Origin of the sequence: Dongia sp. (assembly GCF_041910485.1) — a bacterium.
Classification (GTDB): domain Bacteria; phylum Pseudomonadota; class Alphaproteobacteria; order Dongiales; family Dongiaceae; genus Dongia.
This window is the reverse complement of the sequence record NZ_JAYRQR010000034.1, coordinates 1-23634: the sequence shown is the minus strand read 5'-3', so window position 1 is coordinate 23634 and position 23634 is coordinate 1. Positions and strand designations below refer to the sequence as shown.

22 protein-coding genes are annotated in these 23634 nt (G+C 62.7%); 12 read left to right on the top strand and 10 right to left on the bottom strand.

Annotated features, from left to right (window positions below):
- Positions 1-2 precede the first annotated feature (2 nt).
- On the bottom strand, positions 3-1133 hold the full coding sequence (locus tag ACE3PP_RS10190; RefSeq protein ID WP_374381451.1) for a 2-aminoethylphosphonate--pyruvate transaminase: 1131 nt from the start codon (positions 1131-1133) through the stop codon (positions 3-5).
- A gap of 109 nt (positions 1134-1242) precedes the next feature.
- Between ACE3PP_RS10190 and ACE3PP_RS10185 the strand changes: the two genes are divergently transcribed.
- The 3 genes from ACE3PP_RS10185 (at position 1243) to ACE3PP_RS10175 (ending at position 5024) form a co-directional block, all read left to right on the top strand.
- Complete coding sequence (locus tag ACE3PP_RS10185) at positions 1243-2136, top strand: LysR substrate-binding domain-containing protein (protein ID WP_374381448.1); 894 nt, start codon at positions 1243-1245, stop codon at positions 2134-2136.
- A complete protein-coding gene (locus ACE3PP_RS10180) occupies positions 2114-2596 on the top strand; it encodes a hypothetical protein (RefSeq protein ID WP_374381445.1) in 483 nt (160 codons plus the stop codon). The genes ACE3PP_RS10185 and ACE3PP_RS10180 overlap by 23 nt, the downstream gene beginning before the upstream one ends.
- Before the next feature lie 109 nt (positions 2597-2705).
- On the top strand, positions 2706-5024 hold the full coding sequence (locus ACE3PP_RS10175; protein WP_374381442.1) for an aminotransferase class III-fold pyridoxal phosphate-dependent enzyme: 2319 nt from the start codon (positions 2706-2708) through the stop codon (positions 5022-5024).
- A 116-nt stretch (positions 5025-5140) separates the two neighbouring features.
- Here ACE3PP_RS10175 and ACE3PP_RS10170 read toward each other — a convergent pair whose 3' ends face one another.
- The 5 genes from ACE3PP_RS10170 to tpiA all read right to left on the bottom strand — a co-directional run bounded on the left by ACE3PP_RS10170 (position 5141) and on the right by tpiA (position 10341).
- Positions 5141-6310 (bottom strand): acyl-CoA dehydrogenase family protein, encoded by a 1170-nt coding sequence (locus tag ACE3PP_RS10170; protein ID WP_374381439.1) that lies wholly within the window; start codon positions 6308-6310, stop codon positions 5141-5143.
- A 186-nt stretch (positions 6311-6496) separates the two neighbouring features.
- Positions 6497-7342: a 3-deoxy-8-phosphooctulonate synthase gene (gene kdsA / locus ACE3PP_RS10165; RefSeq protein ID WP_374381436.1), complete on the bottom strand. Its 846-nt coding sequence runs from the start codon at positions 7340-7342 to the stop codon at positions 6497-6499.
- 31 nt (positions 7343-7373) lie between these two features.
- Positions 7374-9002: a CTP synthase gene (locus tag ACE3PP_RS10160; RefSeq protein ID WP_374381433.1), complete on the bottom strand. Its 1629-nt coding sequence runs from the start codon at positions 9000-9002 to the stop codon at positions 7374-7376.
- A gap of 81 nt (positions 9003-9083) precedes the next feature.
- Entirely contained in the window at positions 9084-9482 is a 399-nt protein-coding gene (gene secG / locus ACE3PP_RS10155; RefSeq protein WP_374381431.1) for a preprotein translocase subunit SecG, read from the bottom strand.
- Between the two features lie 88 nt (positions 9483-9570).
- Positions 9571-10341, bottom strand: coding sequence for a triose-phosphate isomerase (gene tpiA, locus ACE3PP_RS10150; protein WP_374381429.1), 771 nt, complete (start codon positions 10339-10341; stop codon positions 9571-9573).
- A 208-nt stretch (positions 10342-10549) separates the two neighbouring features.
- On the opposite strand from tpiA, the gene ACE3PP_RS10145 reads away from it, so the two are divergent.
- From ACE3PP_RS10145 to ACE3PP_RS10135, 3 genes are read left to right on the top strand one after another with little or no spacing between them, the layout of a single operon-like run.
- Positions 10550-12436: a peptidyl-prolyl cis-trans isomerase gene (locus ACE3PP_RS10145; protein WP_374381427.1), complete on the top strand. Its 1887-nt coding sequence runs from the start codon at positions 10550-10552 to the stop codon at positions 12434-12436.
- A gap of 26 nt (positions 12437-12462) precedes the next feature.
- Positions 12463-13980 (top strand): anthranilate synthase component I, encoded by a 1518-nt coding sequence (trpE, locus tag ACE3PP_RS10140; protein WP_374381424.1) that lies wholly within the window; start codon positions 12463-12465, stop codon positions 13978-13980.
- An 8-nt stretch (positions 13981-13988) separates the two neighbouring features.
- Positions 13989-14507, top strand: coding sequence for a PAS domain-containing protein (locus ACE3PP_RS10135; protein ID WP_374381421.1), 519 nt, complete (start codon positions 13989-13991; stop codon positions 14505-14507).
- Here the strand turns inward: ACE3PP_RS10135 and ACE3PP_RS10130 are convergent, their stop codons facing one another.
- From ACE3PP_RS10130 to ACE3PP_RS10120, 3 genes are read right to left on the bottom strand one after another with little or no spacing between them, the layout of a single operon-like run.
- Positions 14508-15029, bottom strand: a complete 522-nt coding sequence (locus tag ACE3PP_RS10130) for a GNAT family N-acetyltransferase (protein ID WP_374381418.1) — start codon at positions 15027-15029, stop codon at positions 14508-14510.
- A gap of 14 nt (positions 15030-15043) precedes the next feature.
- Entirely contained in the window at positions 15044-16228 is a 1185-nt protein-coding gene (locus ACE3PP_RS10125; protein WP_374381415.1) for a divergent polysaccharide deacetylase family protein, read from the bottom strand.
- A 1-nt stretch (position 16229) separates the two neighbouring features.
- Positions 16230-18119 carry a hypothetical protein gene (locus ACE3PP_RS10120; protein WP_374381412.1) on the bottom strand — a complete coding sequence of 630 codons (1890 nt, stop codon included), beginning with the start codon at positions 18117-18119 and terminating at the stop codon, positions 16230-16232.
- An 83-nt stretch (positions 18120-18202) separates the two neighbouring features.
- On the opposite strand from ACE3PP_RS10120, the gene ACE3PP_RS10115 reads away from it, so the two are divergent.
- Genes ACE3PP_RS10115 through glp form a run of 5 tightly spaced genes read left to right on the top strand, consistent with a single transcriptional unit; the run spans position 18203 to position 22378 of the window.
- Positions 18203-18805 carry an aminodeoxychorismate/anthranilate synthase component II gene (locus ACE3PP_RS10115; RefSeq protein ID WP_374381409.1) on the top strand — a complete coding sequence of 201 codons (603 nt, stop codon included), beginning with the start codon at positions 18203-18205 and terminating at the stop codon, positions 18803-18805.
- Complete coding sequence (gene trpD, locus ACE3PP_RS10110) at positions 18802-19860, top strand: anthranilate phosphoribosyltransferase (protein ID WP_374381406.1); 1059 nt, start codon at positions 18802-18804, stop codon at positions 19858-19860. The genes ACE3PP_RS10115 and trpD overlap by 4 nt, the downstream gene beginning before the upstream one ends.
- Positions 19860-20684 carry an indole-3-glycerol phosphate synthase TrpC gene (gene trpC, locus ACE3PP_RS10105; RefSeq protein ID WP_374381403.1) on the top strand — a complete coding sequence of 275 codons (825 nt, stop codon included), beginning with the start codon at positions 19860-19862 and terminating at the stop codon, positions 20682-20684. The genes trpD and trpC overlap by 1 nt, the downstream gene beginning before the upstream one ends.
- Complete coding sequence (gene moaC / locus ACE3PP_RS10100; RefSeq protein WP_374381400.1) at positions 20684-21160, top strand: cyclic pyranopterin monophosphate synthase MoaC; 477 nt, start codon at positions 20684-20686, stop codon at positions 21158-21160. The genes trpC and moaC overlap by 1 nt, the downstream gene beginning before the upstream one ends.
- Positions 21161-22378, top strand: coding sequence for a gephyrin-like molybdotransferase Glp (gene glp, locus ACE3PP_RS10095; RefSeq protein WP_374381398.1), 1218 nt, complete (start codon positions 21161-21163; stop codon positions 22376-22378).
- A 20-nt stretch (positions 22379-22398) separates the two neighbouring features.
- On the opposite strand, the gene ACE3PP_RS10090 is transcribed toward glp, so the two are convergent.
- Positions 22399-23025, bottom strand: a complete 627-nt coding sequence (locus tag ACE3PP_RS10090; protein WP_374381395.1) for a type VI secretion system-associated protein TagO — start codon at positions 23023-23025, stop codon at positions 22399-22401.
- A 252-nt stretch (positions 23026-23277) separates the two neighbouring features.
- Here ACE3PP_RS10090 and ACE3PP_RS10085 point away from each other — a divergent pair.
- The coding region (locus ACE3PP_RS10085) for a LexA family protein (RefSeq protein WP_374381392.1) at positions 23278-23634 on the top strand (357 nt) is incomplete at its 3' end.

Sequence of the window (23634 nt, the reverse complement as noted above, 5' to 3'; positions counted from 1 at the left end):
GGTCACTCCGCTGCCTTGCGGGCCGGGGCGCCGCTGCTGACATTCATCTCCTTCAGCACGTCCGTGACGACGCCGAGGAAAGCCTTCATCTCGGTTTCGCCAAGACGGCCGATGCAGCCGATGCGGAAGGAATCGGCGACCGTCAGCTTGCCGGGATAGATCACGAAGTTCCGGTCCTTCAGCTTGTCGTAAAAGGTCTGGAACTGGAAGTTGGCATCGGACGGCATGTGGAAAGTGACGATGATGGGTGCCTGCAGATGATCCGGCAGCAGGGTTTCGAAACCAAGGCGCCGCATGCCATCGACCAGGATCTTGCAATTGTTGCGGTAGCGCGCACCACGGCCGGCGACGCCACCCTCGGCCTCATGCTCATTGAGGGCCTGATCGAAAGCGACGATGCAATGGATCGGCGGCGTGAAGCGGTATTGCTTGGTCTTTTCGATATTCTGCCACTGATCGAACAGGTCGAGTGTCAGCGCATGGGCATTCCCTTGCGTCTGCTGCAGTGCCGAGACGCGGCAAAGCACGAAGCCGAGGCCCGGCACACCTTCGATACACTTGTTCGACGACGCAGCGACGGCATCGAACGGCACCTTGCGGCTGTCGAGTTCGATCGCACCGAAGGCGCTCATTGCGTCGATCAGGAGCTTCTTGCCGGCATCAGCCACGACCTGCGCCACCTCGGCAACCGGGTTGAGCACGCCTGAGGTCGTCTCGCAATGCACGACGGCGACATGGGTGATCGCCGGATCGCGCGCCAAGGCCAACTTCACCAGATTGGGATCGACCGGCATATCCTCGGCCCATTCCAGCGTCGTGCAAGCGCGCTTGGCGACGTGGCAGATCTTTTCCATGCGCTTGCCATAGGCGCCGTTGATGAGGATGAGGAGCTTGTCCTTCGGCCCGATGAAGGTGCCGATCATCGCTTCGACGGCGAAGGTGCCGCTGCCCTGCATCGGCACCGTGCTGAAGACACCCTCGCCGCCGATCATGGCAACCAGGCGCTGACGCATGCGATCGTTGACGGCGATGAAGCCGGCATCGCGCGAGCCCCAATCGTGCAGCATGGATTGCTTGACGGTCATCGACGTCGTGAGCGGACCGGGGGTCAACAGCCAGGGATCTTGCGCCATGGATTTCATCCTTGAGGAACGGTGGGCGAGAGCATCGCCGATTCATGTTGCAGGAACATGCGCTGGCCCCTACCATAAGTCCAATCGCTATATACGATCCGATCTATAGATGACATCGATAAGTCACTCGGCCCTCAGGGCCTTTCATGCCGTGGCGACCGAAGGCAGCTTCACCAAAGCGGCCCGCACCCTCAATGTTACCCAACCGACTTTATCGGGCCAGGTCAAAGGGTTAGAGGAGCAATTCGGGGTTCGCCTGTTCGATCGACGCAAGCGCAAGATCGAGCTTACCGATATCGGCCGGAACCTCCTCGACATCACCTGGCGGCTCTTCGGGCTGGAGGCAGAGGCCGAGCAGGTTCTCACCGCCGCCAAGGGGCTGAAACGCGGCCATCTCCGCATCGGCGCCGATGCGCCCTATCATTCGATCCCGTTCCTCGCCGCCTTCAACCGGCGCTATCCCAATGTGCGCCTGTCCATGTCGATCGGCAATTCGCTGGGCCTCAAGGCCGATCTCATCGACCAGCGCTTCGACGTCGTGATCGCGGCCGATATCGGCGGCGATTCCAAGCTCCACGCCTTCCCGTTCCAGGAGGATTACCTCATCGCCTTCGTCGACCGGGCCCATCCTTGGGCGCGGAAACGGAAGATCAAACTCGAGGAACTGGCCGGCCGTCGCCTGGTCCTGCGCGAGCCTGCCTCCACCACGCGCCGCGCCTTCGACGCCGCCATCGCCAAGGCCGGCATCCAGACCGGCGAGATCCTCGAAATCGGCAGCCGCGAAGCGATCCGCGAGGGTGTCGCAGCGGGCCTTGGCATCGGCATCGTCGCCCGGTCGGAATTCGGTGACGATATGCGGCTGAAGGCGCTTGAGTTCGAGGGCCCGCGCATCAAATCGACCGAGTTCGTGGCTTGCCTTGCCGACCGGCGCGGCACGCCGCTGGTGAAAGCCTTTCTCGACGTCGCCAAGGAGACCGCCCATGATCCGCGCGCGCAGCCTTAGCCTCGCCGCCTTGGTCTGTCTCTGCCTCGCGACACCGGCCTCTGCCCAGCAGGCCGGCGAGTGGGTGCGCGGTTCGGCCAGAAATATCGACTATGCCAACATGCAATCCGGCGTCGCCGATCTCTTCGGCTTCTTCTGCCGCAAGGTCGACAACAAATATGTCGGCGGCATCGCCATGAAGATGCCCATCTTCCACACGCTGGTGCGCGACGAGCAGCGCTACTCGCTCAACATCGTCATCGACGGGGCGCGGGACAGCCTGACTCTCCGCGCCAAGGATGTGGAATTGTGGTTCGAGGCGAACGATCTCAGCCAGCAGCTGACGCTCGCCCGCCTCTTCGACGAGATCAGTGCCAGCCATCAGCTTGAAATGGGAATCAGCTCGATCAACTGGCGCGGGAGCTACACCTACGACAACGCAGCCGAGGCATTGGCCGGCCTGATGGACAAGTGTCTCTGACCGCGCCGTGCGCCATGCGCTTTGATCCCACCCCCTCCCCCATTGCCGCAGATTGACGCGGTCGAGCGCCACCCCTTACCTTGCGGCGCCAGAAGGGGAGTAGCTCACCATGAAGTTCCTGCGCACCAACGCACCACGCCTTGATACGTCACTGGTGGAGCGACTTGCCCGACAACATTTCAATCTCGAAGGCGAGGTAACGCCGCTTTACAGCGAGCGCGACCAGAATTTGCGCCTGCGTGAAGCGGGTGGCGCGGCCTGGGTTCTGAAGGTCGCCAACGTCGCCGAAGATCCCGCCATCATCGATTGCCAGATCGAGACCTTGCGGCACATCTCGCGTGTCGATCCCACCCTGCCGGTGCCACGGGTCCGCCTCACCCGCGACGGTGCCACCACTGTGCGCATCACGGCAGAAGATGGCGCCTCGCACATCTTCTATGTCCTCTCCTATCTCGACGGCCGCATCGCCGGCACCGGCGATCAGACCGCCGCCCTCTATCGCGACATCGGCGGGGTGGTGGCGCGGCTCGGTCGCGCCATGCGCGGTTACTTCCATCCTGCAGCGGGAAACCGCGAATTGCTGTGGGATGTGCGGATGGCACCGCGCCTGCTGCCGCATGTCGGTCTGTTGCAAAGGCCGGAACACCGCCGCATCGCTGCCGACATCCTCAATCATCTGCAAGATGATGTACTGTCGCGCCTTGAAGGGATGCGGGCGCAATTGGTCCATGCCGACGTTCATGAACATAACCTCATCCTCGACGATGCTGGCATCGCCGGCATCATCGATTTCGGCGACATGATTCACGGCCCGCTCGTCTTCGATGTCGCCAACGCCATTGCCGATTTCGCCCTCGACCCCGCGCGCCTTGCCATCGTGCCGGAAGCCATCGTCGAGGCCTATCATCAGGTGACGCCGCTTGAGGAAGACGAGATCGCGCTCCTTTTCGATCTCATCAGTGCGCGCCTGCTGATAACGCCGCTCACCAACGCGATCCGCGCCCATGAGACGCCAGACGAGCCCAATTACATGGCCGAGTATGGCGAGCATGCGATCGACAATTGCCTGGCACTCGAAAAGATCGGCCGCGCCGCATTCACCGATCGCTTGCGCCGTGCCTGCGGCTTCCCCGTCGCCCAGCCCGGCGCCGATGTCGCCACGCTCATCGCCCGGCGCAAGGCGACGATGGGCTCGAAGCTCTATGTCTTCTACGATCCGCCGCTCCATATGGTGAAGGGCGAAGGTGTCTGGCTCACCGATGCGACGGGCCGGCGCTTCCTCGATTGCTACAACAATGTGCCGCATGTCGGTCATTGCCACCCGCATGTGGTCGCGGCCCTCACCCGCCAGATCCGTACCCTCAACACCAACACCCGCTATCTCGGCGAACAGGTACTGGACTATAGCGAGCGTCTGACGGCGACCCTTCCCGGCAAGCTCAAGGTCTGCGCCTTCGTCAATTCAGGTTCGGAGGCGAACGACATCGCCTGGCGCATGGCGAAGACCTATACCGGCCATGCCGGCGGTATCACGATGGATTTCGCCTATCACGGTATCACCGAGGCGATCGACGCCTTCTCGCCCAGCGGCAATCACGCCAACAAGGTGCCGCCGCACATGCGGACGCTGACGCCGCCCGACGGCTATCGCGGCCAATACCGCCACGGCACCAATGATATGGGCCGCCTTTACGCGGCGGATGCCGACAAGGCGATCGCCTCGCTCGACGCGGCCGGGCTCAAGACGGCTGCCTTCATGATCGATTCCGCCCTGATGACCAACGGCGTGCTGGAGCCGGTTCCGAACTATGTGGCGGAGGTCTTCAAACGCGTCCGCGCTGCCGGCGGCCTGTGCATCGGCGACGAAGTGCAGTCCGGCTTCGGCCGCATGGGGACCCACATGTGGGGCCACACGCATCACGGCGTAGTGCCCGACATCGTCACCATAGGGAAGCCGGCCGGCAACGGTCACCCGCTCGGCGTTGTCATTACCACGCCCGAGATCATGGAGGCGTTCCTGAAGGAATATTCCTTCTTCTCCACTTTCGGCGGCAACAACGTCTCCTGCGCCGCCGGTCTCGCCGTGCTCGACGTGATCGAGCGCGAGGGGCTGATCGAGAATGCACGCGTCGTCGGTGACTATCTCAAAGCCGGGATCAAGGGCTTGATGGCCAAGCACAGCCTCATCGGCGATGTGCGCGGCACCGGGCTTGCTCTCGGCGTCGAGCTCGTCACCGACCGCAAGACCCTGGCGCCCGCTGCGGCCGAGACCAAGCGGATCACCAACCTCATGCGCGATGAAGGCGTCCTCATCGGCAGCGAAGGCATCCTCGGCAACATCCTGAAGATCCGCCCGCCGATCGTGTTCAAGAAAGAACATGCCGACATCGCCGTCGCCGCACTGGACCGGGCACTGGCGCGGCTTTAGTCCAGCATCTTAGCTGTCATGGTCCGCGCAGGCGGACCATCCACGAGTTTCTGCGAGACTGAAGAAAGTAACTCGTGGATCCCCCGCCTTCGCGGGGGATGACAGGAAGAAGTAAACTACCCCGCCCAGCCCGTATAAATCCCAAGGCCCCGCTTCTTGATCTGTCCGGCGATGATGACGCGCTGGATTTCGGAGGTGCCTTCCCAGATGCGGTCGACGCGCACGTCGCGATAGAGGCGCTCGACCGGGTTCTCGCGCATATAGCCGCGGCCCCCTAAGATCTGCAGCGCCTTGTCGACGACGCGGCCGGCCATCTCGGAATTGTAGAGTTTGAGGGCCGAGGCCTTGGCGTGCATCAGCTTGGGGTCCATGCCCTCGTTGAGTTCGGCGCCGACACGGTAGAGAAACGATTTCGCTGCCATGATCTCGACCGCCATGTCGGCCAGCATGAACTCGATCGCCTGGAAATCGCGGATCGGCTTGCCGAACTGCACGCGGCCAGCGGCATAGTCGTTGGCGATTTCGGTCGCACGAATGGCGGCACCCAGGCAATGCGCCGCAATCTCGACGCGCGTTTCGGTGAACCATTCCTTGGTCAGGTCGAAACCCTGACCCACCTCGCCGAGGCGGCGATTGTCCTCCACCTCGACATTGTCGAACACCATTTCATAGTGCTCGTAGAGGTAGGAATGCATGAATTGCGGGATGCGCTTGATCTTCACGCCAGGCGCATCCATGTCGACGATGAAAAGCGTCGGCTTCGAGGCGTCACCATCGACATGGGCATGGACGATGACCACGGTCGAGGCATCGGCCGAGGTCACGAACCATTTCTCGCCATTGATGACCCATTTTCCGTTCCGCTTCACGGCACTGGTCTTCACCAGCGACGGGTCCGATCCCGCCCCCTCTTCCGTGATCGCAAAGCAGGAACGCCCCTTCCCGGCATTGAAGGGCAGCAGGAATGTTTCGCGCTGCCAGGGCGTGCCGCGCCGCAAAGGGGTCGATGCCTTCCAGACCACGGTCCACATGCCGCAGGTCGATTTGCCGATCTCCTCGGCGACCAGGATCTGCTGCATGGGCGTGTAGCCCTGTCCGCCATCCGCCTTGCTGTGGATATAGCCGTTGAGCTTGTGCGCAATCACCTGTTCGCGGATTTCGCCGAGCTTCCCCTTGCTGAGCTTGCGCTCGTCGCAGGCGATCTCATTCGGAAAGAGGTGATTTTCGGTAAAGGCGCGCGCCCGGGCCTGTACCTCGAGCTCGGCGGCACTCAGCTTGAAATCCATGACGCATGCTCCCCTTGATCATTTGTTTAATAAGATCATAGAGGGCCGCTTTTAACGGGGCAACGGGCTGTATGCAGCTGCCAATGCGTCATCCCCGGGCTTGACCCGGGGATCCAGTCTATCCGCTGCAACAGTGGATCCCCGGGACTTCGCCCGGGGATGACGATGTAAAATTTCCGCGCGTCTTCAGCGTATGTCGAGCGGCGTCAGGCCTTTGATGAGGTCGTCGAGCGCCTTCATCTGGCCGAGGAAGGCCGGCAGCTTGTCGAGCGGCAACGCGCAGGGGCCGTCGCATTTGGCGTTGTCGGGGTCGGGATGGGCCTCGATGAAGAGGCCGGCGATACCGACCGCAAGGCCCGCGCGGGCGAGTTCCGCCACCTGGCCCCGGCGACCACCGGAGGCCCCGGCCATCGGGTCGCGCATCTGCAGGGCATGCGTTGCGTCGAAGATGATGGGCAGATTGCCGCTCACCGACTTCATCGTGCGGAAGCCCAGCATGTCGACCACGAGATTGTCATAGCCGAAGCAGCTGCCGCGCTCGCACAGCAGAATCTTTTCGTTGCCGCATTCCCGGATCTTCTCGACGATGTTCTTCATCTGCGGCGGCGACAGGAATTGCGGCTTCTTGATATTGATGACCGCCCCGGTCCGCGCCATCGCATCGACGAGATCGGTCTGGCGCGCGAGGAAGGCCGGAATTTGAATGATGTCGCAAACCGCCGCCACAGGCGCTGCCTGCTCTTCGGTGTGCACATCGGTAAGGACCGGCACGCCGAATTGCTTTTTGATGTCGCCCAGCAGCTTCAGCCCCTCTTCCATGCCGGGGCCACGGAAGGAATGGATCGAGGAACGATTGGCCTTGTCGTAGGAGGCCTTGAAAATATATGGGATGCCGAGCTTGCTCGTCGCATCGCAGAAGGCCTCTGCGACGCGGAAGGCCGTGTCACGGTCTTCCAGCACATTCATGCCGCCGATCATCACCATCGGCTTCTCATTGGCGATATCGATCTTACCAACGCGGATTGTGGTCATCTCGAAACTGCCTTTGAAATTGGGGGTCGGATCAAACCAGACGCGACTGATGGACCGCCGCCTCGATAAACGACACGAACAGCGGGTGCGGCTCGAACAGGCGCGATTTCAGTTCCGGATGGTACTGGACGCCGACAAACCAGGGATGGCCCGGAATTTCGACGATCTCCGGCAGGACACCGTCCGGCGACATGCCGGAGAATTTGAGACCGACCTTCTCCAGCCGTTCCTGGTAGTGATAGTTCACTTCGTAACGGTGACGATGGCGCTCGCTGATCGACGATTTGTTCCCATAGATCTGCGAAACCAGCGAGCCGGGTGTCAGGTTGCACTCGTAGGCGCCAAGCCGCATCGTGCCGCCGAGATCGCCGTCCTTGGCGCGCTTTTCCAGCGCATTGCCACGCACCCATTCCGTCATCAGGCCAACCACCGCATCCTCGCATGGACCGAACTCGGTTGAGCCCGCCTTGGTGACGCCGGCCAGATGCCGCGCCGCCTCGATGACCGCCATCTGCATGCCGAAGCAGATGCCGAAATAGGGGATCTTGCGCTCGCGCGCGAACTTCGCCGCCTGGATCTTGCCTTCCGAGCCACGCTCGCCGAAGCCGCCCGGCACCAGGATGCCGTGGACGCCTTCCAGATGCTGGACGGCGTCCTCGCGCTCGAAGACTTCGCTGTCGATCCAGTTGAGGTTGACCTTGGCGTTGTTGCTGATACCGCCGTGGCGCAGCGCTTCGGCCAGCGATTTGTAGGCGTCGAGCAGCGAGGTGTACTTGCCGACGATGGCGATCGTGACCTCGCCTTCCGGCTGGCGGATGCGGTTGACGACGGCATCCCACTTCTTCAGGTCCGGCGCCGGCGCGGTAAGGCCGAAATGGCGCAGCACTTCGTCGTCATAGCCTTCGGCGTGATAGGCCTGCGGGACGGCATAGATCGTGTCGACATCGAGCGCCTGGATGACGGCCGAGGGGCGCACATTGCAGAACTGCGCGATCTTGCGGCGGCTGTCGGCCGGTACTTCCCGGTCGCACCGGCAGAGCAGGATATCCGGCTGGATACCGACCGATTGCAACTCCTTCACCGAATGCTGGGTCGGCTTGGTCTTCAGTTCACCCGCCGCCGGAATCCACGGCACCAGCGTGAGGTGCACGAACATCGCGCGTTCCGGGCCGACTTCGTTGGCAAACTGGCGGATGGCTTCGAGGAACGGCAGGCTTTCAATGTCGCCGACCGTGCCGCCGATCTCACAGAGGACGAAATCTTCGTCCTGGATGTCGGCCTTGATCCATTCCTTGATGGCGTCGGTGATGTGGGGAATGACCTGGATCGTGGCGCCCAGATAGTCACCGCGCCGTTCCTTGGCGATCACGTCGGAATAGATGCGCCCCGTGGTGACGCTATCCGAGCGGCGGCTGGAGATGCCGGTAAAGCGCTCGTAATGGCCGAGGTCGAGGTCAGTCTCAGCCCCGTCATCGGTCACATAGACTTCGCCATGCTGATACGGGCTCATCGTGCCCGGATCGACATTGATATAGGGGTCGAGTTTGCGCAGGCGGACCTTGAATCCGCGGGCCTGCAGCAAAGCGCCGAGCGCTGCTGACGAAAGACCCTTACCAAGAGAGGAGACCACGCCGCCGGTGATAAAAATGAATCGCGTCATGGGAGGTCCTTATGGAACGAGTCGGGGTAGTCCGGCAAGCGCTCTGTGCTTGCCGGTCGGAAGGTCCTGATGGATCACGGTTTATTGGCCGGAGGGCGCGGCCGGTTGGGCCGGTTGGGTGGGCTCAGTCGGCACGCTGTTGGCAGCACCCGAGTCGCCGGCCGGGGCATCGCCCGCCGGGGCGGCCGGCTCGGTCGCAGCCGGGCTGTTGCCGACCAGGGTCGACTTGGCCGCGCGATGGCTGTCCGAATAGGCGAGGAACAGGCTGGTGCAGAAAAAACCGACGGCGAGCCAGCGGGTCGCCTTGGTCAGCAGATTCGCCTGCTGCCGGCCGGACAGAAAGCCCGCCATGCCGCCCGATGCGCCGCCACCGAGGCCGCCCATGCCACCCTCATTCTTTTGGGTGAGAATGATGCCGATAAGGAAGACCGTAATGATGACGTGAATCGCCAGGACGATCGGGAACAGGGCTCCCAGCATGGACGCGCTCGCAAGTTCTTGAAAAGTCGAAATTCGGCGCGGGTTCTACCGGTTTTCACCCGGAATGGCCAGCGCCAATTTGAAGGGGCTACCCGGCACTCCTGGCGGCACCCTCGGCAATTCCCCAGAAATCCTCGGCCTTGAGACTGGCTCCACCGACCAGCGCCCCGTTGACCTCGGCCACAGCCATCAGCTCGGCCGCGTTTCCGGGTTTCACCGACCCACCATATAGGATGCGAATCTCAGCTCCGCCAGTGACCCGCTGCTTGAGCAGCGCCCGGATATGCCGGTGCATTGCCTCGACATCGGCACTGGTCGGGGTCTTTCCCGTACCGATTGCCCAGACCGGCTCGTAGGCGATGACGGTATTGCCGGCGTTCGCCTCTGCAGGAACAGATTCAACTATCTGTTTTTCCACCACTTTTAACTCTTCGCCCGCATTCCGCTGGGCCTCCGTCTCGCCCACGCAGACGATCGCGGTCAGACCGGCCGCAAGGGCGGCCTTCGCCTTGGCGGCAACGGTCGCCGAGCTTTCGCCGTGGTCGGTCCGACGCTCGGAATGGCCCAGGATGACGTAGCCACAGCCGAGATCGGCCAGCATGGGGGCTGCGACATCGCCGGTATGGGCGCCGCTGTTGGCAGCATGGCAATCCTGCGCCCCCAAGGAAATCGCGCTTCCGCCCAAAGCGGCGGCCACGGCCCCGAGATAGGGGAATGGCGGGCAGACCAGCAGATCGACCGGCAGAGCTCCCTGCCCCAGCCGGGCCTTGAGGTCGCCGATCAGTGTGCCGGCCATGCCGAGGCTGCCGTTCATTTTCCAGTTGCCGGCCACCAACGGCCGAATCCCCGGCGTCGTCATGCGCGCTCGATCCCTTCGCTCGATGAATCACCTGGCCCCGGTGGGACCGGCAGGCCCTATATCATGCTCCCAAACAGGGTGCCAATGCGGCGGATTCCGGGCCTTGCCCACCCCCTGCCCCCTCCCTATGATGCGCGCCGCCCCGAATGGGGCCCATCTTCAAGGCCGGCAAGGCTTTTCCGGCGCAATAACAGGTTTATCGGGGACTATGCTCAGCTCCATTCGCAAACATGCTCGCTCCTGGGTCGTCAAGGCTCTGTTCGGCCTTCTCATCGCGGCGTTTGCCATTTGGGGGATCGGCGATGTCTTCCGTGGCGCCAAGACCGCGAAGCCGATCCTGAAGATCGGCAAGAATTTCGAATACACCCAGGGCGATTTCGACCGTGAGTTGAAGCTGGCCCTGCAGCGCGTTTCGCAGATGCAGGGCGTCCAGGTGACGCCGCAGATGTTCGCGGCCTTCGGCGGCGCCCAGCGTCTGGTCGATCAGGCAGAAAACAAGGGCCTCCTGCAGGCCTATGCCGAAAAGCTCGGCATCGACATGCCGCAATCGGCAGCCATCCAGGCCATCCAGGCCGACCCGAATTTTGCCGGCGCCACCGGCCAGTTCGATCGCCCGCGCTTCGAGTATTTCCTGCGCCAGATGGGCCAGACCGAAGCGCAGTATGTCGAAATGATCCGCAGCCAGTTGCGCGCCAACGAAGTGCTGGTGGCCATGCTGGGTGTCATTCACTCGCCGTCGCCGCTGGTCAATTCGGTCTATGGCTACACGCAGGAACTGCGCACCGCCTCGGTCCTGACCATTCCCAACGCATCCATCACGGATGCGGGAACACCCGACGAGGCGGCCCTCAAGAAATGGCATGAAGACCATGCCGACCGCTACAAGGCCCCGGAATATCGCGCCGCGACCCTGGTGCAGATGGCGCCGGCGGATTTCGTGCAGGACGTTTCGGTCAGCGACGATGAAATCCAGCAGGAATATGATTCCCGCCAGGCGGAATTCACCACGCCCGAAACCCGCGATGTCGAACAGGTGGTCGTTCAGGACCAGGCCGTCGCCGACAAGATCCTGGCCGACATCAAGGGCGGCAAGGCCTTCGCCGATGCCGTCAAGGCCGAGACCCAAGGCGATCCCGTATCGCTTGGCCAAGTGACCAAGGACAAGCTGCCGGCCGATATCGCCGATGCCGTCTTCGCTCTGGCCGCCGACGGCGTTTCCGATGCGCTGAAGAGCCCCTTCGGCATCCACATCGCCCATGTCCGCGCCATCACGCCCGGCAGCACCAAGAGCCTTGAGGACGTAAAGGCCGAACTCCGCAACACGCTGGCCCTGGGCCGTGCCGCCGATGCGATGGAATCCGTGCGGGAGCAGCTGCAGGACGAGTTGGCGGGCGGTGCCACCTTGGACGATGCCGCCAAGAAACTGCAGCTTCACATCCAGAAGATCGAGGCGATCGACGCCTCCGGCAAGGATGCGGCCGGCACCGACCTTGCTCTGTCGTCGGACGCGGTGGGGCTCATTTTCGGCACCGACGCAGGCGACCCCAGCGACATCACGGCACTCAATGACGGTTCCTATGCCGTAGCCCAGGTCACCGGCGTCACCGCCCCGGCCGTGAAGCCGCTCGACCAGGTCAAGGACCAGGCAACCCAGGATTGGATTGCCGCTCAGCAATCCGAGAAAGCGACCGAGAAGGCCAAGGCCTTGATCGAAAAGTTGAAGGGCGGTGGCGACCTCAATGCCGAGGCGACCGCGCTGGGTCTCACGCTGAAGATAAGCAAGCCGTTCAACCGTGGTGACGGCGATCCGGAAAACGGGGTCGACCCCGTCCTGGCGCAGGCCATCTTCAAGTTGAAGCCCCAGGAACTGACCCTGGGCCAGTCGGCCGAAGGCCCGGTCGTCGCCCGCCTGATCGAGGTGACGGCGGCCAAGCCCGAAGAGCATGCCGATGATTTGAAGCAACTGGAGCAGCGCGTCTCCCAATCCTTGGGTGGTGATCTGCAGCAGGCCTTCTACGATGCCCTGAAGGCCGAGATCCCCGTCGAACGCAATGATGCGCAGTGGCAAAGCTTGATCGACCAGTCCGATCAATAAGTGCCATTCTTGCGGGGTAATCGATCATGAAAGTGGAACCGGATTTCGAGCGATTTGCGAGCGGTCACGAAGCAGGCAAGCCGCAGCTCGTCTGGACGCGCCTCATCGCCGATCTCGAGACGACCATCTCGGTGATGCTCAAGCTGGCGGACGGTCGCCCCAACTCGATCCTCCTCGAATCCGTCGAAGGCGGCGCGGTACGTGGCCGCTATTCGATCATCGGCCTCAAACCCGACATCATCTGGCGCTGCCGGGGTCCGAAGGCCGAAATCAACCGCAACGCCCGTTTCGAACCAGAGAAGTTCGAACCCGAAGCGGCGCCATCGCTCGATTCCTTGCGCGCCCTCATCGCCGAAAGCCGGATCGACGTGCCGGCCGGCCTGCCGCCGATGGCATCCGGCCTGTTCGGTTACCTCGGCTATGACATGATCCGCCAGGTCGAGCGCCTGCCGGAGCTGAAGTCGGACAAATTGGGGCTGCATGACAGCATCTTTTTGCGGCCGACCCTCATCGTCATATTCGACAATGTAGAAGATAGCCTCACCATTGTTACCCCGGTTTGGACCCAAAACAGCCCGCTGAACGCCCGCGCGGCCTACAATCAGGCGCTGGAGCGGCTCAACGATATCGTCGCCGACCTCGACCGCGGCTTGCCACAGCAGGGCGGCGCCGTCGACATCGCCAACCTGCCCGAGCCGACGTCCAACATGACGCGGGACTATTTCGGCGAGATGGTCGCCAAGGCCAAGGAGTACATCCTGGCCGGCGATATCTTCCAGGTGGTCCTGTCGCAGCGCTTCTCGCTGCCGTTCAAGCTGCCGCCCTTCGCCCTTTATCGCTCCCTGCGGCGCCTCAATCCGTCTCCTTTCCTGTTCTTCCTCGATCTCGGCGGCTTCACCATCATCGGTTCAAGCCCCGAAATCCTGGTGCGCCTGCGCGATGAGAAGGTGACGATCCGGCCCATCGCCGGCACGCGCCCGCGTGGCAAGAACGCCGAAGAGGACAAGGCGAATGCGGCGAGCCTGCTCGCCGACGAGAAGGAACTGGCCGAGCATCTGATGCTGCTCGACCTCGGCCGCAACGATGTGGGCCGCGTTGCCGCCATCGGCTCAGTCAAGGTGACCGAGAAGTTCACGATTGAGAATTACAGCCACGTCATGCACATCGTGTCGAACGTCGAGGGGCGTATCGATCCGAAATATGACGCCATGTCGGCGCTGATGGCGGGCTTCCCCGCCGGCACTGTTTCAGGTGCGCCGAAGGTGCGTGCGATGGAGATCATTGAGGAGTTGGAGCCGGAACGGCGCGGCGTCTATGGCGGCGCAGTTGGTTATTTCGCGGCGGACGGATCGATGGACACCTGCATCGCGCTGCGCACAACGGTCATCAAGGACGGCACCATGTACGTCCAGGCCGGTGCCGGCATCGTCAACGATTCCGTACCCGAAAGCGAGTTCCAGGAGTGCCACCACAAGGCCCGCGCGCTGATCCGTGCCGCCCAGGAGGCGGTGCTCTTCGCGCAAAGCGGCAGCCGCAATCGCTGAGGCCGGCCGTGATCGTCGAGCTCGATATAGCGTTCGACAAGGTCACGTCTCCCCTGGTTCGCGCGTTTCATCAGATATGGGACGCAAAGCGCGGCACCCGCGCCATGCCGTCGTGGCAGGACTTCGATCCGGCCGAAATGCGCGGGATCCTGCCCAACATGATCGTGACGTCGATCGAGCATGAGCCGTTTCGAATCTATTATCGATTGGTCGGCACCCAGGTGGCGAGTTTCCGCCATGAACTGACGGGCCGCTACCTGGATCAGGTCAGCGAGCTTCCAGCAGACGTCCGCGAGGATTTAGCGAAGGAATATCAGCTGGTCTGCCGCGAGAAGAGGCCGACCTTTTCCAAAGACGTTCTGACGAGCAAATTCAATCACACGGTCACGTTCTTCGGCTCCATCTTCCCGCTTTCGAGCGATGGCGAGACGGTGGATCGATGCATTGCCGTCGAGGATTACGAAGGCTCGCGGCCGGACGATATCGCAGACGCCGATGCCGGACGCGGCTACGGCAGGGAAACCTGATCAGCCCGAGGTCGCCGATCCGGCGCTGTCCTCCGGCGGCAGATCCAAGTCGAAGCGCTGCTCGCGCATCATCCGCCCCCAGGTATTGGCTTCCTGTTCTTCGGCCAGCTTGAACCCGGCCTGCTCATAGAGCCGGCGGGCGGAATCGAGCCCGGCGAAAGTGTAGAGATAGATGTGCCGATATTCGCGCTCGCGACAGAAGCCGATGGCGCGGTCGAGAAGCTGCTTGCCGAGGCCGGTGCGCTGCGCTTCCGGCGTGACGATGAACCAGCGCAGATGGGCACCGCGACCGGCATGGTCGCTGCCATCGATCACAATCGACCCCAGAAAACGTTCATCCGGCCGCTTGGCAGTGAGCAACAGGTCGCGATCCGCATTCGTGTTGATGATGAAACCAGCGAGGTCGGCCGCCACCTTGGCTTCGAACTTCTTGCCGAAGGACCAGGCCTGCGCGTAGTAGCGCGCATGGGCGCCCAGGATGTCGGCAATCACGCCGGGATAGTAATCGTGGTCGAATCGCATCGCCCCGCTCCTTTTCAGCCCGCTACACCCTCGCGCTTCTTGACGATGGCGGTCAAGGGGACGATCGCAAAGCCCTGCGCCTTGGCAGCCGGCAGCCAGCGCTTCAGTACGGCGATAGTACCCGGATGCGGATGGCCGATCGCAACCGCATAGCCCTGCTTGCGCGCGATGCGCTCAGCTTCCACCAATTGGCGGGCGACGGCCGCCTCGCTCATATCGTCATCGAGAAAGACGTCGCGGGCGATATGCGTGACGCCCATTTCGGCGGCCATTCGGTCGCCAACGCTTCCGGCAATCGTCTTTGAATCGAGGAACAGCAGCCCCCGCTCCTTTGCCTCTTCAAGGACGACGCGCATCCCGGCGGGGTCCTGCGTAAAGCGGCTGCCCATGTGATTGTTGAACCCGACATATCCGTCGAGGCGGCCCAACCCCCAATCGATGCGCCGACGCAGTTCGGCGCTGTCCATGCCGACATTGAGCGCATTCGGCCCCGGATTGACCGTCGCGTTCACCGGCTGCATCGGCATGTGAACCATCACCTCATGCCCCTTGGCATGAGCGGCGCGCGCCAATGCCGAGGCGTTCTTGGCATAGGTCATGATCGAGAGAACGATCGGCGCCGGGAGGTCCAAGGCCAATTCGGCATGCTGGGGCGCCACCCCCACATCATCGAGGACGATGGCGATCATCGGACGGTTGCCGGGATCACGGAAGGCGACTGCGTTCTCGAGCCATTTCGGCGCCGAAGGCTCCTTGGCGCTGGGCGACGGCGCTGCCGCGACCTGCGCCGGTTCCTCGGCTGGAATCTCGGTAACTTCCGTCGATTGGTGCTGCCCTTCTTCCGCCACCGCCGGCTGCGGTGGCAGTGGCGTCGGCGCACTGGCCGGTACGGCCGCGACATCCGTCGCGGGTTGCTTCTCGACGATGCTGGGGGGCACTTTCTTCTGGGTCGCCGGAACGGTCGATTTGGGTAGCCGCGCCGCCCCTTCGGCAACGACGGCCTCACGCTTGGGGGAATGCATCCAGCCCGGGACCACGAGCGTCGCGGCCACGCCGAGCCCCAAACCCAATGCAATCCCGAGGCCGAACAGCAGCGTGCCACCGGGCAAATGCCGCAGCCAGCTGCTGCTGGCAGATTTACGACGGCGTGGTGCCGAACGGGTGGATTTCTTGCGCGCCGGTTTCTTCGCCTTTGCCATGCTATTCCTCGTCGACTTCATTCGCGGTCAGCGACAGTGCACGCAAGCTGAGCGGCGAAAGAGCGAGCAAGAGGACGACGGCCACCTCATAGCTTCCCAGATCACTGCGGGGCCCCAGCCAGAAAGGCGCCAGGGCCAGGAGCAAGGCGGCTCCGTAGGCGATAAACATATTCATGACAACCATTTGCCGGTGACGCGCGGCCAACAGAAAGAGATCGACGACAATCCGAGGATCGTGACGCGTGGTCACAATTTGTGCGGCGCCCATTCTTTCCACCAGCCGATGCCCGAAGGGCAAGACAATATCGCCGGACTTCAGTTCCCAGGGCACTTCGTCCGCGGCAACCACCAGCAGCGGTCCGACATCTTCGCGGAATTCTGCCAACGCGGTCGCTTCCTGCTGCGGGTCGATCGGCAACAGCCGCTTGATCTTCAGATGCTTGGCGAGTCCCTGGTGACCCGGATCCTCGGCATTCGCAAACCAAGCCGTGGCAAGCCCCAGCCGGTCCAGATTCTTGACGGCCTCCACGGCGCCACTCACCGAGGGCGCCCCGAAGACGAGAATGCCAATGACACGCCGTTCCGGCTGGGTTTCGGCCATCCAGCGCAACCGGCGCCCCTGTTGGAGCGCCTGCCGCGCGGCGTCGTTGAGCGGGCTGCAATCGAAACCGAGGCCTTCCAGATATTCGCGCGTGCCAAGAAAGAGCTGCTGTGATTCCGTGACGGCGCTGATCCCCTTCCCGATCTCGGCATGATAGGTCATCGCCGGTTTCAATCGCATCCGATAACCGACGGCGAAATCGAGAATGGCCTTGCCCCAGGGATCGTGACCGATCTGCGCCACAGCCGCAGCCCGGCGGATGAGGTCGGTTGCGGCCAGGTCATTCACCGGGTGGGCCGAAATCATCTTCAATCTGTCAGGTACGAGCACGCCCCGATGACTGATCGCCACCCCACCGACGCGGCGCAGCCGGTCGAGCGCCGCGATATCCCTGATTTCAAGCCCAATCCGCCGGGCAGCGGCAATGATTTCAGATGATGGCGCCGAAAAGACGAGACCAAGACCCAGTGGGGCCGCCAAAGACAACATGCGCAGGCCCGGAATGAGCATACCGTCTGTCGACCCATTCTGACCGACGCGGAAGGCGATGACCGCCAGGATAAGAGCCAGGGTCGCCAGCGCCACCCGGTCCAGAAGCCTTTGCAGCCGGTCGCGCGTCACCGGGGGTAGATCGACCTTGTCCGCACGGTTGTCGCTATCGATCACAATCCTGAGGGCGCCATCCCCATTCCGTGCGCCCAGATGCACCCGATCGCCCGGCCGGACCAGCACCGGGTAAACATCATCCTTTCCCAGCGGGTCTTGAATTTCGCTGTACCCTTCGGTCACGACACCATCGCCGGGGATGAGGTCCCCAGCCGCGACCAGAACCGTCCCCGACGGCACCGCCCGATGGTCCTTCCGTGCCGGGCGATAGGCGGCGCGCAGAACAATGTCGCCGATCACCGCCACGGACGGCAAAGCAGCGCCAAAGGATGCGTCGCGCCAGATGGCCAGCAATTGCGGCGCCCCGCCGACCGGTGACAGATGCTGGTAACGCCACACGGCGAGAGCGAAGGCCGCTGTCGCGCCAACGATCAGCAAATGATCGCCGCCGAATTTCAATCGCAACAGTTTGGCAGCGGCCCGCAGATAAATGGGCAGGCAGAGGATGAACTGAATGAACGCCGCCGCCAGCAGAGCCGGTGCGACGAAACCCAATACCGGCGTGAGCGGGGAGATGCCCCACCAGGTCCCCGTCAGCCCGAGCATGAGCAGCGGCAGCAACAAAAGCGGCATGCGCAGGAGGTCGACCCCCGGCATGTCCAGCTTCAAACCCAAAACGTGCATGGCCGCGCCATCCGTACCGAATCTTCCGTTCGCGTGACACCCCTGCTAAACTCCGTCGCAAATCGCGCAGGCGGGTATCTAAGATGTTCATACTAATCGATAATTACGACAGCTTCACCTATAACCTGTACCATTATCTGGGCGAGTTGGGTGCCGATATCGAAGTGCACCGCAACGACCAGATCACAGTCGACGAGGTTATGGCCAAGAAGCCCCAGGGAATCATCCTGTCGCCGGGTCCCTGCGATCCGGATCGGGCCGGCATTTGCCTCGATCTCATCAAGGCCGCGTCGGGCAAGATTCCCATCCTCGGCGTGTGCTTGGGCCACCAGGCGATCGGCCAAGCCTTCGGCGGCAAGGTCGTCCGCGCCAACAAGCCCATGCATGGCAAGATGTCCAACGTCCATCACGGCAACAAGAGCGTGTTCCGTGACATTCCCAACGATTTTGCCGCGACGCGCTATCATTCGCTGGTCGTCGACCGCGAGACGCTGCCGAAGGATCTGGAAATCACCGCCGAGACGGAAGACGGCACCATCATGGGACTCGCGCATAAGTCGCTGCCCATTGCCGGGGTGCAGTTCCATCCCGAAAGCATCGCTTCGGAACATGGGCACAAGCTGCTCAGCAACTTCCTGACCTCAGCCGGGCTCAATTCACCGGCCAGCGCCAAGGTCCTGCAGTGAACGCGACAACTGAAACGAAGCCCAGCGACCTCAAAGGTCTGATCGGCATCGTCGCCCAAGGCAAGCCTTTGTCGCGCGGCGAAGCCGAGGCGGCGTTCAACATCATCATGACCGGCGAAGCAACACCGGCCCAGATCGGCGCCTTCCTGATGGGCTTGCGCGTGCGCGGCGAAACGGTCGACGAAATCACCGGCGCCGTCAGCATCATGCGCGACAAGATGGTCCGCATCGAGGCGCCGATGGGCGCCATCGATGTCTGCGGCACGGGCGGCGACGGTGCCGGCACGCTCAATATCTCGACCGCCGTCGCCTTCGTCTGTGCCGCCAATGGCGTTGCGGTTGCCAAGCACGGCAACAAGGCCGCCTCGTCGAAGAGTGGCGCCGCCGATATCCTGACGGCACTCGGGGTCAATATCGATGCCGACACGAAGGTCCTCGAGCAGGCCCTGTTCGAGGTCGGCACCAGTTTCCTGTGGGCGCAGAAGCATCACAGTGCGATGCGCCATGTCGGCCCCGCCCGCGTCGAGCTTGGCACCCGCACCATCTTCAACCTGATGGGCCCGATGTCGAACCCGGCGGGCGTCAAACGCCAGCTGATCGGCGTCTATGCGCGGCAATGGCTGAAGCCGATGGCCGAAACGCTGCGCACGCTGGGCACCGAGCGCGCATGGTTGGTGCATGGCAGCGATGGCCTTGACGAAATCACCACGACCGGCCCCACCCATGTTGTCGAGTTGCGCGACGGCAAGATCACCGAATTCGAGATCGCGCCGGAGGAATTCGGCCTGTCCCGCAGCACGGCGGCAGAACTGAAGGGCGGCGATCCGGGACAGAATGCCGAGGCGCTGCGCAATCTGTTCGATGGTGCCGTCGGCCCCTATCGCGACATCGTGCGGCTGAATGCCGCTGCCGCTCTCATCGTGGCCGGCAAGGCCAAGGATATCGCAGAGGGCCTGACCCTTGCCGCCGACGCACTCGATTCCGGCCGTGCCAAGGAAAAGCTCGAGGCGCTGGTGGCCTTCACCACCGAGAATGCGGGTGGGGTCCTCAGCTGATGAGCGACGTTCTGACCCGCATCTGCGACGACAAGCGGCTGCATGTCGCGGCACGCGAAAAGCTGGTGCCGCTGCCTGAGATCCGCCGAGCTGCCGAAGCAAGCATGGCAAGCGACGCACCGCGCGGCTTCCTGCGCCGGCTCGAGGCGAATGTGCAGGCGGGCTATTTCGGCCTTATTGCCGAGATCAAGAAAGCCTCGCCGTCCAAGGGCCTCATCCGCGCCGATTTCGACCCGGCGACCTTGGCGAAGGCCTACAAGGCCGGTGGAGCGACCTGTCTTTCGGTCCTGACCGATATCCCCTATTTCCAGGGTGCCGACGAATATCTGCAACAAGCCCGCGCTGCCGTCGATCTGCCGGCGCTGCGCAAGGATTTCATGCTGACGCCCTACCAGGTCTATGAGGCTCGGGCGCTGGGTGCCGATTGCATTCTCCTCATCATGGCCTGCCTTGACGATGCGACGGCCGCCGAACTGGAAGCTCTGGCCTTCTCGCTCGGCATGGACGTGCTGGTCGAAGTGCATGACGCCGCCGAGATGACGCGCGCGCTGAAGCTCAAATCGCGCCTGCTCGGCGTCAACAACCGCAATCTCAAGACGCTCGCCATCGACCTTGCCACTACGGAACAGCTGGCGGCGATGACACCCAAGGACAAGCTGCTGGTGGCCGAGAGCGGGCTCTATTCCACCGCGGATCTCGAACGCATGAACCGCGTCGGCGCCTCGATCTTCCTGGTTGGCGAAAGCCTGATGCGGCAGGCGGATGTGACGGAAGCGACCCGGGCGCTGCTCGGCACCCGGACACCGCTCCACTCGGCCGCATAATGAGCAAGCTCACCCATTTCGACGAGTCCGGCAACGCGCGCATGGTCGACGTGTCGGAAAAGGATGCGACCGAGCGCCTCGCCACGGCCAAGGGCTCCGTCTATATGGCGACGGAGACGCTGGCGCTGATCCGCGATCGCGGCGTCAAAAAGGGCGATGTTCTCACTGTGGCGCAGCTCGCCGGCATCATGGGCGCCAAACGCACGCCGGACCTCATTCCGTTGTGCCATCCGCTGGCTCTCACATCGGTCAAGGTCGAATTGCAGCTGGATGCCGCGCGCAACGCCGTCGATATCACTGCCACCTGCAAGCTGGTCGGCAAGACCGGCGTTGAAATGGAAGCCTTGACCGCCGTCTCGGTCGCCGCCCTCACCGTCTACGACATGGTCAAAGCGGCCGATAAAAGCATGCGCATCGGCGATATCCGCCTGGTGCACAAGAGCGGCGGCAAGTCCGGCACCTTTGAGGCACAGTAAATGATCCCGGTTACCGAGGCGCTGGCGCGGGTCCTGGCGCCCTTCTCTCCCCTTGCCGCCGAAACCATCGGCATCGATCGCGCCGTCGGCCGCGTGCTCGCCGCACCCGTCATCGCGCGCCTGTCGCAGCCGCCGGCCGCCGTCTCGGCGATGGACGGCTATGCGGTGCGGGGCCCGGATATCGGTCAGTTGCCGGCACGGCTGCGCGTCACCAGCACTGTCCCCGCCGGCGCCGCGCCGGATGTGGCGCTGAAAGGTGGCGATGCCGCCCGCATCTTTACCGGCGGCATCCTGCCGGCAGGTGCCGACACGATCGTCATCCAGGAGAATTGCGACCGCGACGGCGAGTTCGTCATCGTGCGCGAAGGATCGAATACGCCGGGCCAGCATGTGCGTGCCGGCGGCAACGATTTCCGCCAGGGCGAAGTCGGCCTGGCGCCGGGGCGCCTTCTCAGCGCGCGCGACATTGCACTGGCCGCCGCCATGAACTGGCCGATGCTGTCCGTCACGCGGAAGCCGCGCGTGGCCCTCCTCTCGACCGGCGACGAACTGCAGCATCCGGGCGAACCGCTGGGTCCGGCGCAGATCATTGCTTCGAACGGGATCGGCCTTGCCGCCTTCGTGACGGCTTGCGGGGCCGAGCCGATCAATCTCGGCATCGCGCGCGATAATCTCCCCGATCTCTATCGCGCCCTCGATGGTGCCCGTGGCGCCGACGTGCTGGTGACGACGGGTGGCGCCTCGGTGGGCGAACTGGACCTCATCCAGCAGGCGCTGAAGGACAAGGGTGCCAAGCTCGATTTCTGGAAGATCGCCATGCGCCCCGGCAAGCCCGTGATGTTCGGTGCGGTCGGCACCCTGCCGGTGCTGGGCCTGCCCGGCAATCCGGTCTCGGCGCTGGTGACGGCGACGCTCTTCCTGCGCCCGATCATCCAGCGCCTGCTCGGTCAGAACGGGATCGAGACCGCACCCGCTTTCGCGCGCCTCGGCTCGGCCTTAAAGGCCAATGACCAGCGGCAGGATTATCTCCGCGCCACCCTTTCGCGCGGTGCCGATGGCGGGCTCGTCGCGACACCCTTCCCCAAGCAGGACAGCGCCATGCTGTCGCTCATCGCCAAGGCCGACGCCCTCATCATCCGCCCGCCGCATGCACCGGCGGCGAACGAAGGCGACGCGACCGAGATCCTGCCGCTCGACGGCGGGTGTTTGAGTATTTGACAGCTCACTAAGCTAACCAATTACCATTTACACGCGGAGCGCAGCGATTTGGTCGCAGCATCTGCACCAGCAATCGGAAATTCGACCTGCAAACTTGACTCGCTGAACGGAGTGGCCCGAACATAGAGACTATTGCCGGTAAACAACTCCTTGATAAATGGAATTGCCGCTGAACCTGACCAAAGGCCAAGTGCCTCGTTGTCGGTCGATTCTTCAAAATGGCGAGTCTTCGCCTTCTGCTTGTCGATGCGAAAAGTCACGTCCCCATACCCTTGTATGCTGGCCATATGTTCGCCTGCGAAATAAAAATACACGTTCGTCTCATTCTCTCTGCAGACTAGAACGAGAGAAGCGAAACCGCGCTGTCCAAAGCGATTGCCTATCTCTTCAGTAGAATCCACGGCAACAAATACGTTTGTGGAGTCATCAATTTTAGAAGTGTCTTCCTTGACCCGCCAGGCAGAGGTGGTCGCTTTGTCGACCCTTGATTTGCGAAACAATAGGTCGAAGCACTCAAGGCGGTTTTTGTCGTCCTCAATTTGGGCGCAGGCATCTGGGGTCTCTTGAGCAACAGACACCGAGCAATATCCACAGCTGCCAATCAACACGGCAAAGATCGCTTTCGCGAAAAAGAAACTCGCTCTCATGCGTCCCCATATCGAGTAATTTTCTATCATCGCGAGTATATGAGAACTTCCCTATTTATCCACAACCTCACGCTTGACTTTTCATGAACTAAACTAGAACATATGTAGGAGTTGATTATTTGTTCCATTGCGAAAGTCGGATCGTGATCGATTTGGCGCGCTTGGAACAAGGATCAGAGCGCTTTTCGAGCGGCCGGCGACCCGACAAGGGGATGGGTTCCGGCGGCATCTTTCTGAGGGGATAGAGCGGGTATGTTGACCAGAAAACAGCGTGAATTGCTGCAGTTCATTCAGGATCGCCTGGGCGAAACCGGCGTGTCGCCCTCCTTCGACGAAATGAAGGATGCGCTCGGCTTGAAGTCTAAGTCGGGCGTGCATCGGCTCATCACGGGCCTTGAGGAACGCGGCTTCATCCGTCGCTTGCCGCACCGCGCGCGGGCACTCGAAGTGATGCGCCTCGCCGAGGATCAGGTCGGCACGCAGACCGGGACCAGGGCCGGCACGCCGACGCCGGAGCGCGAGCCGGCGCGACGCGGCTTCACCCCCAGCGTCATCGAAGGCAATCTCGGCAAGGTCCGTTCTGCGCCATCGCTCGGGCCTGACGAGGAT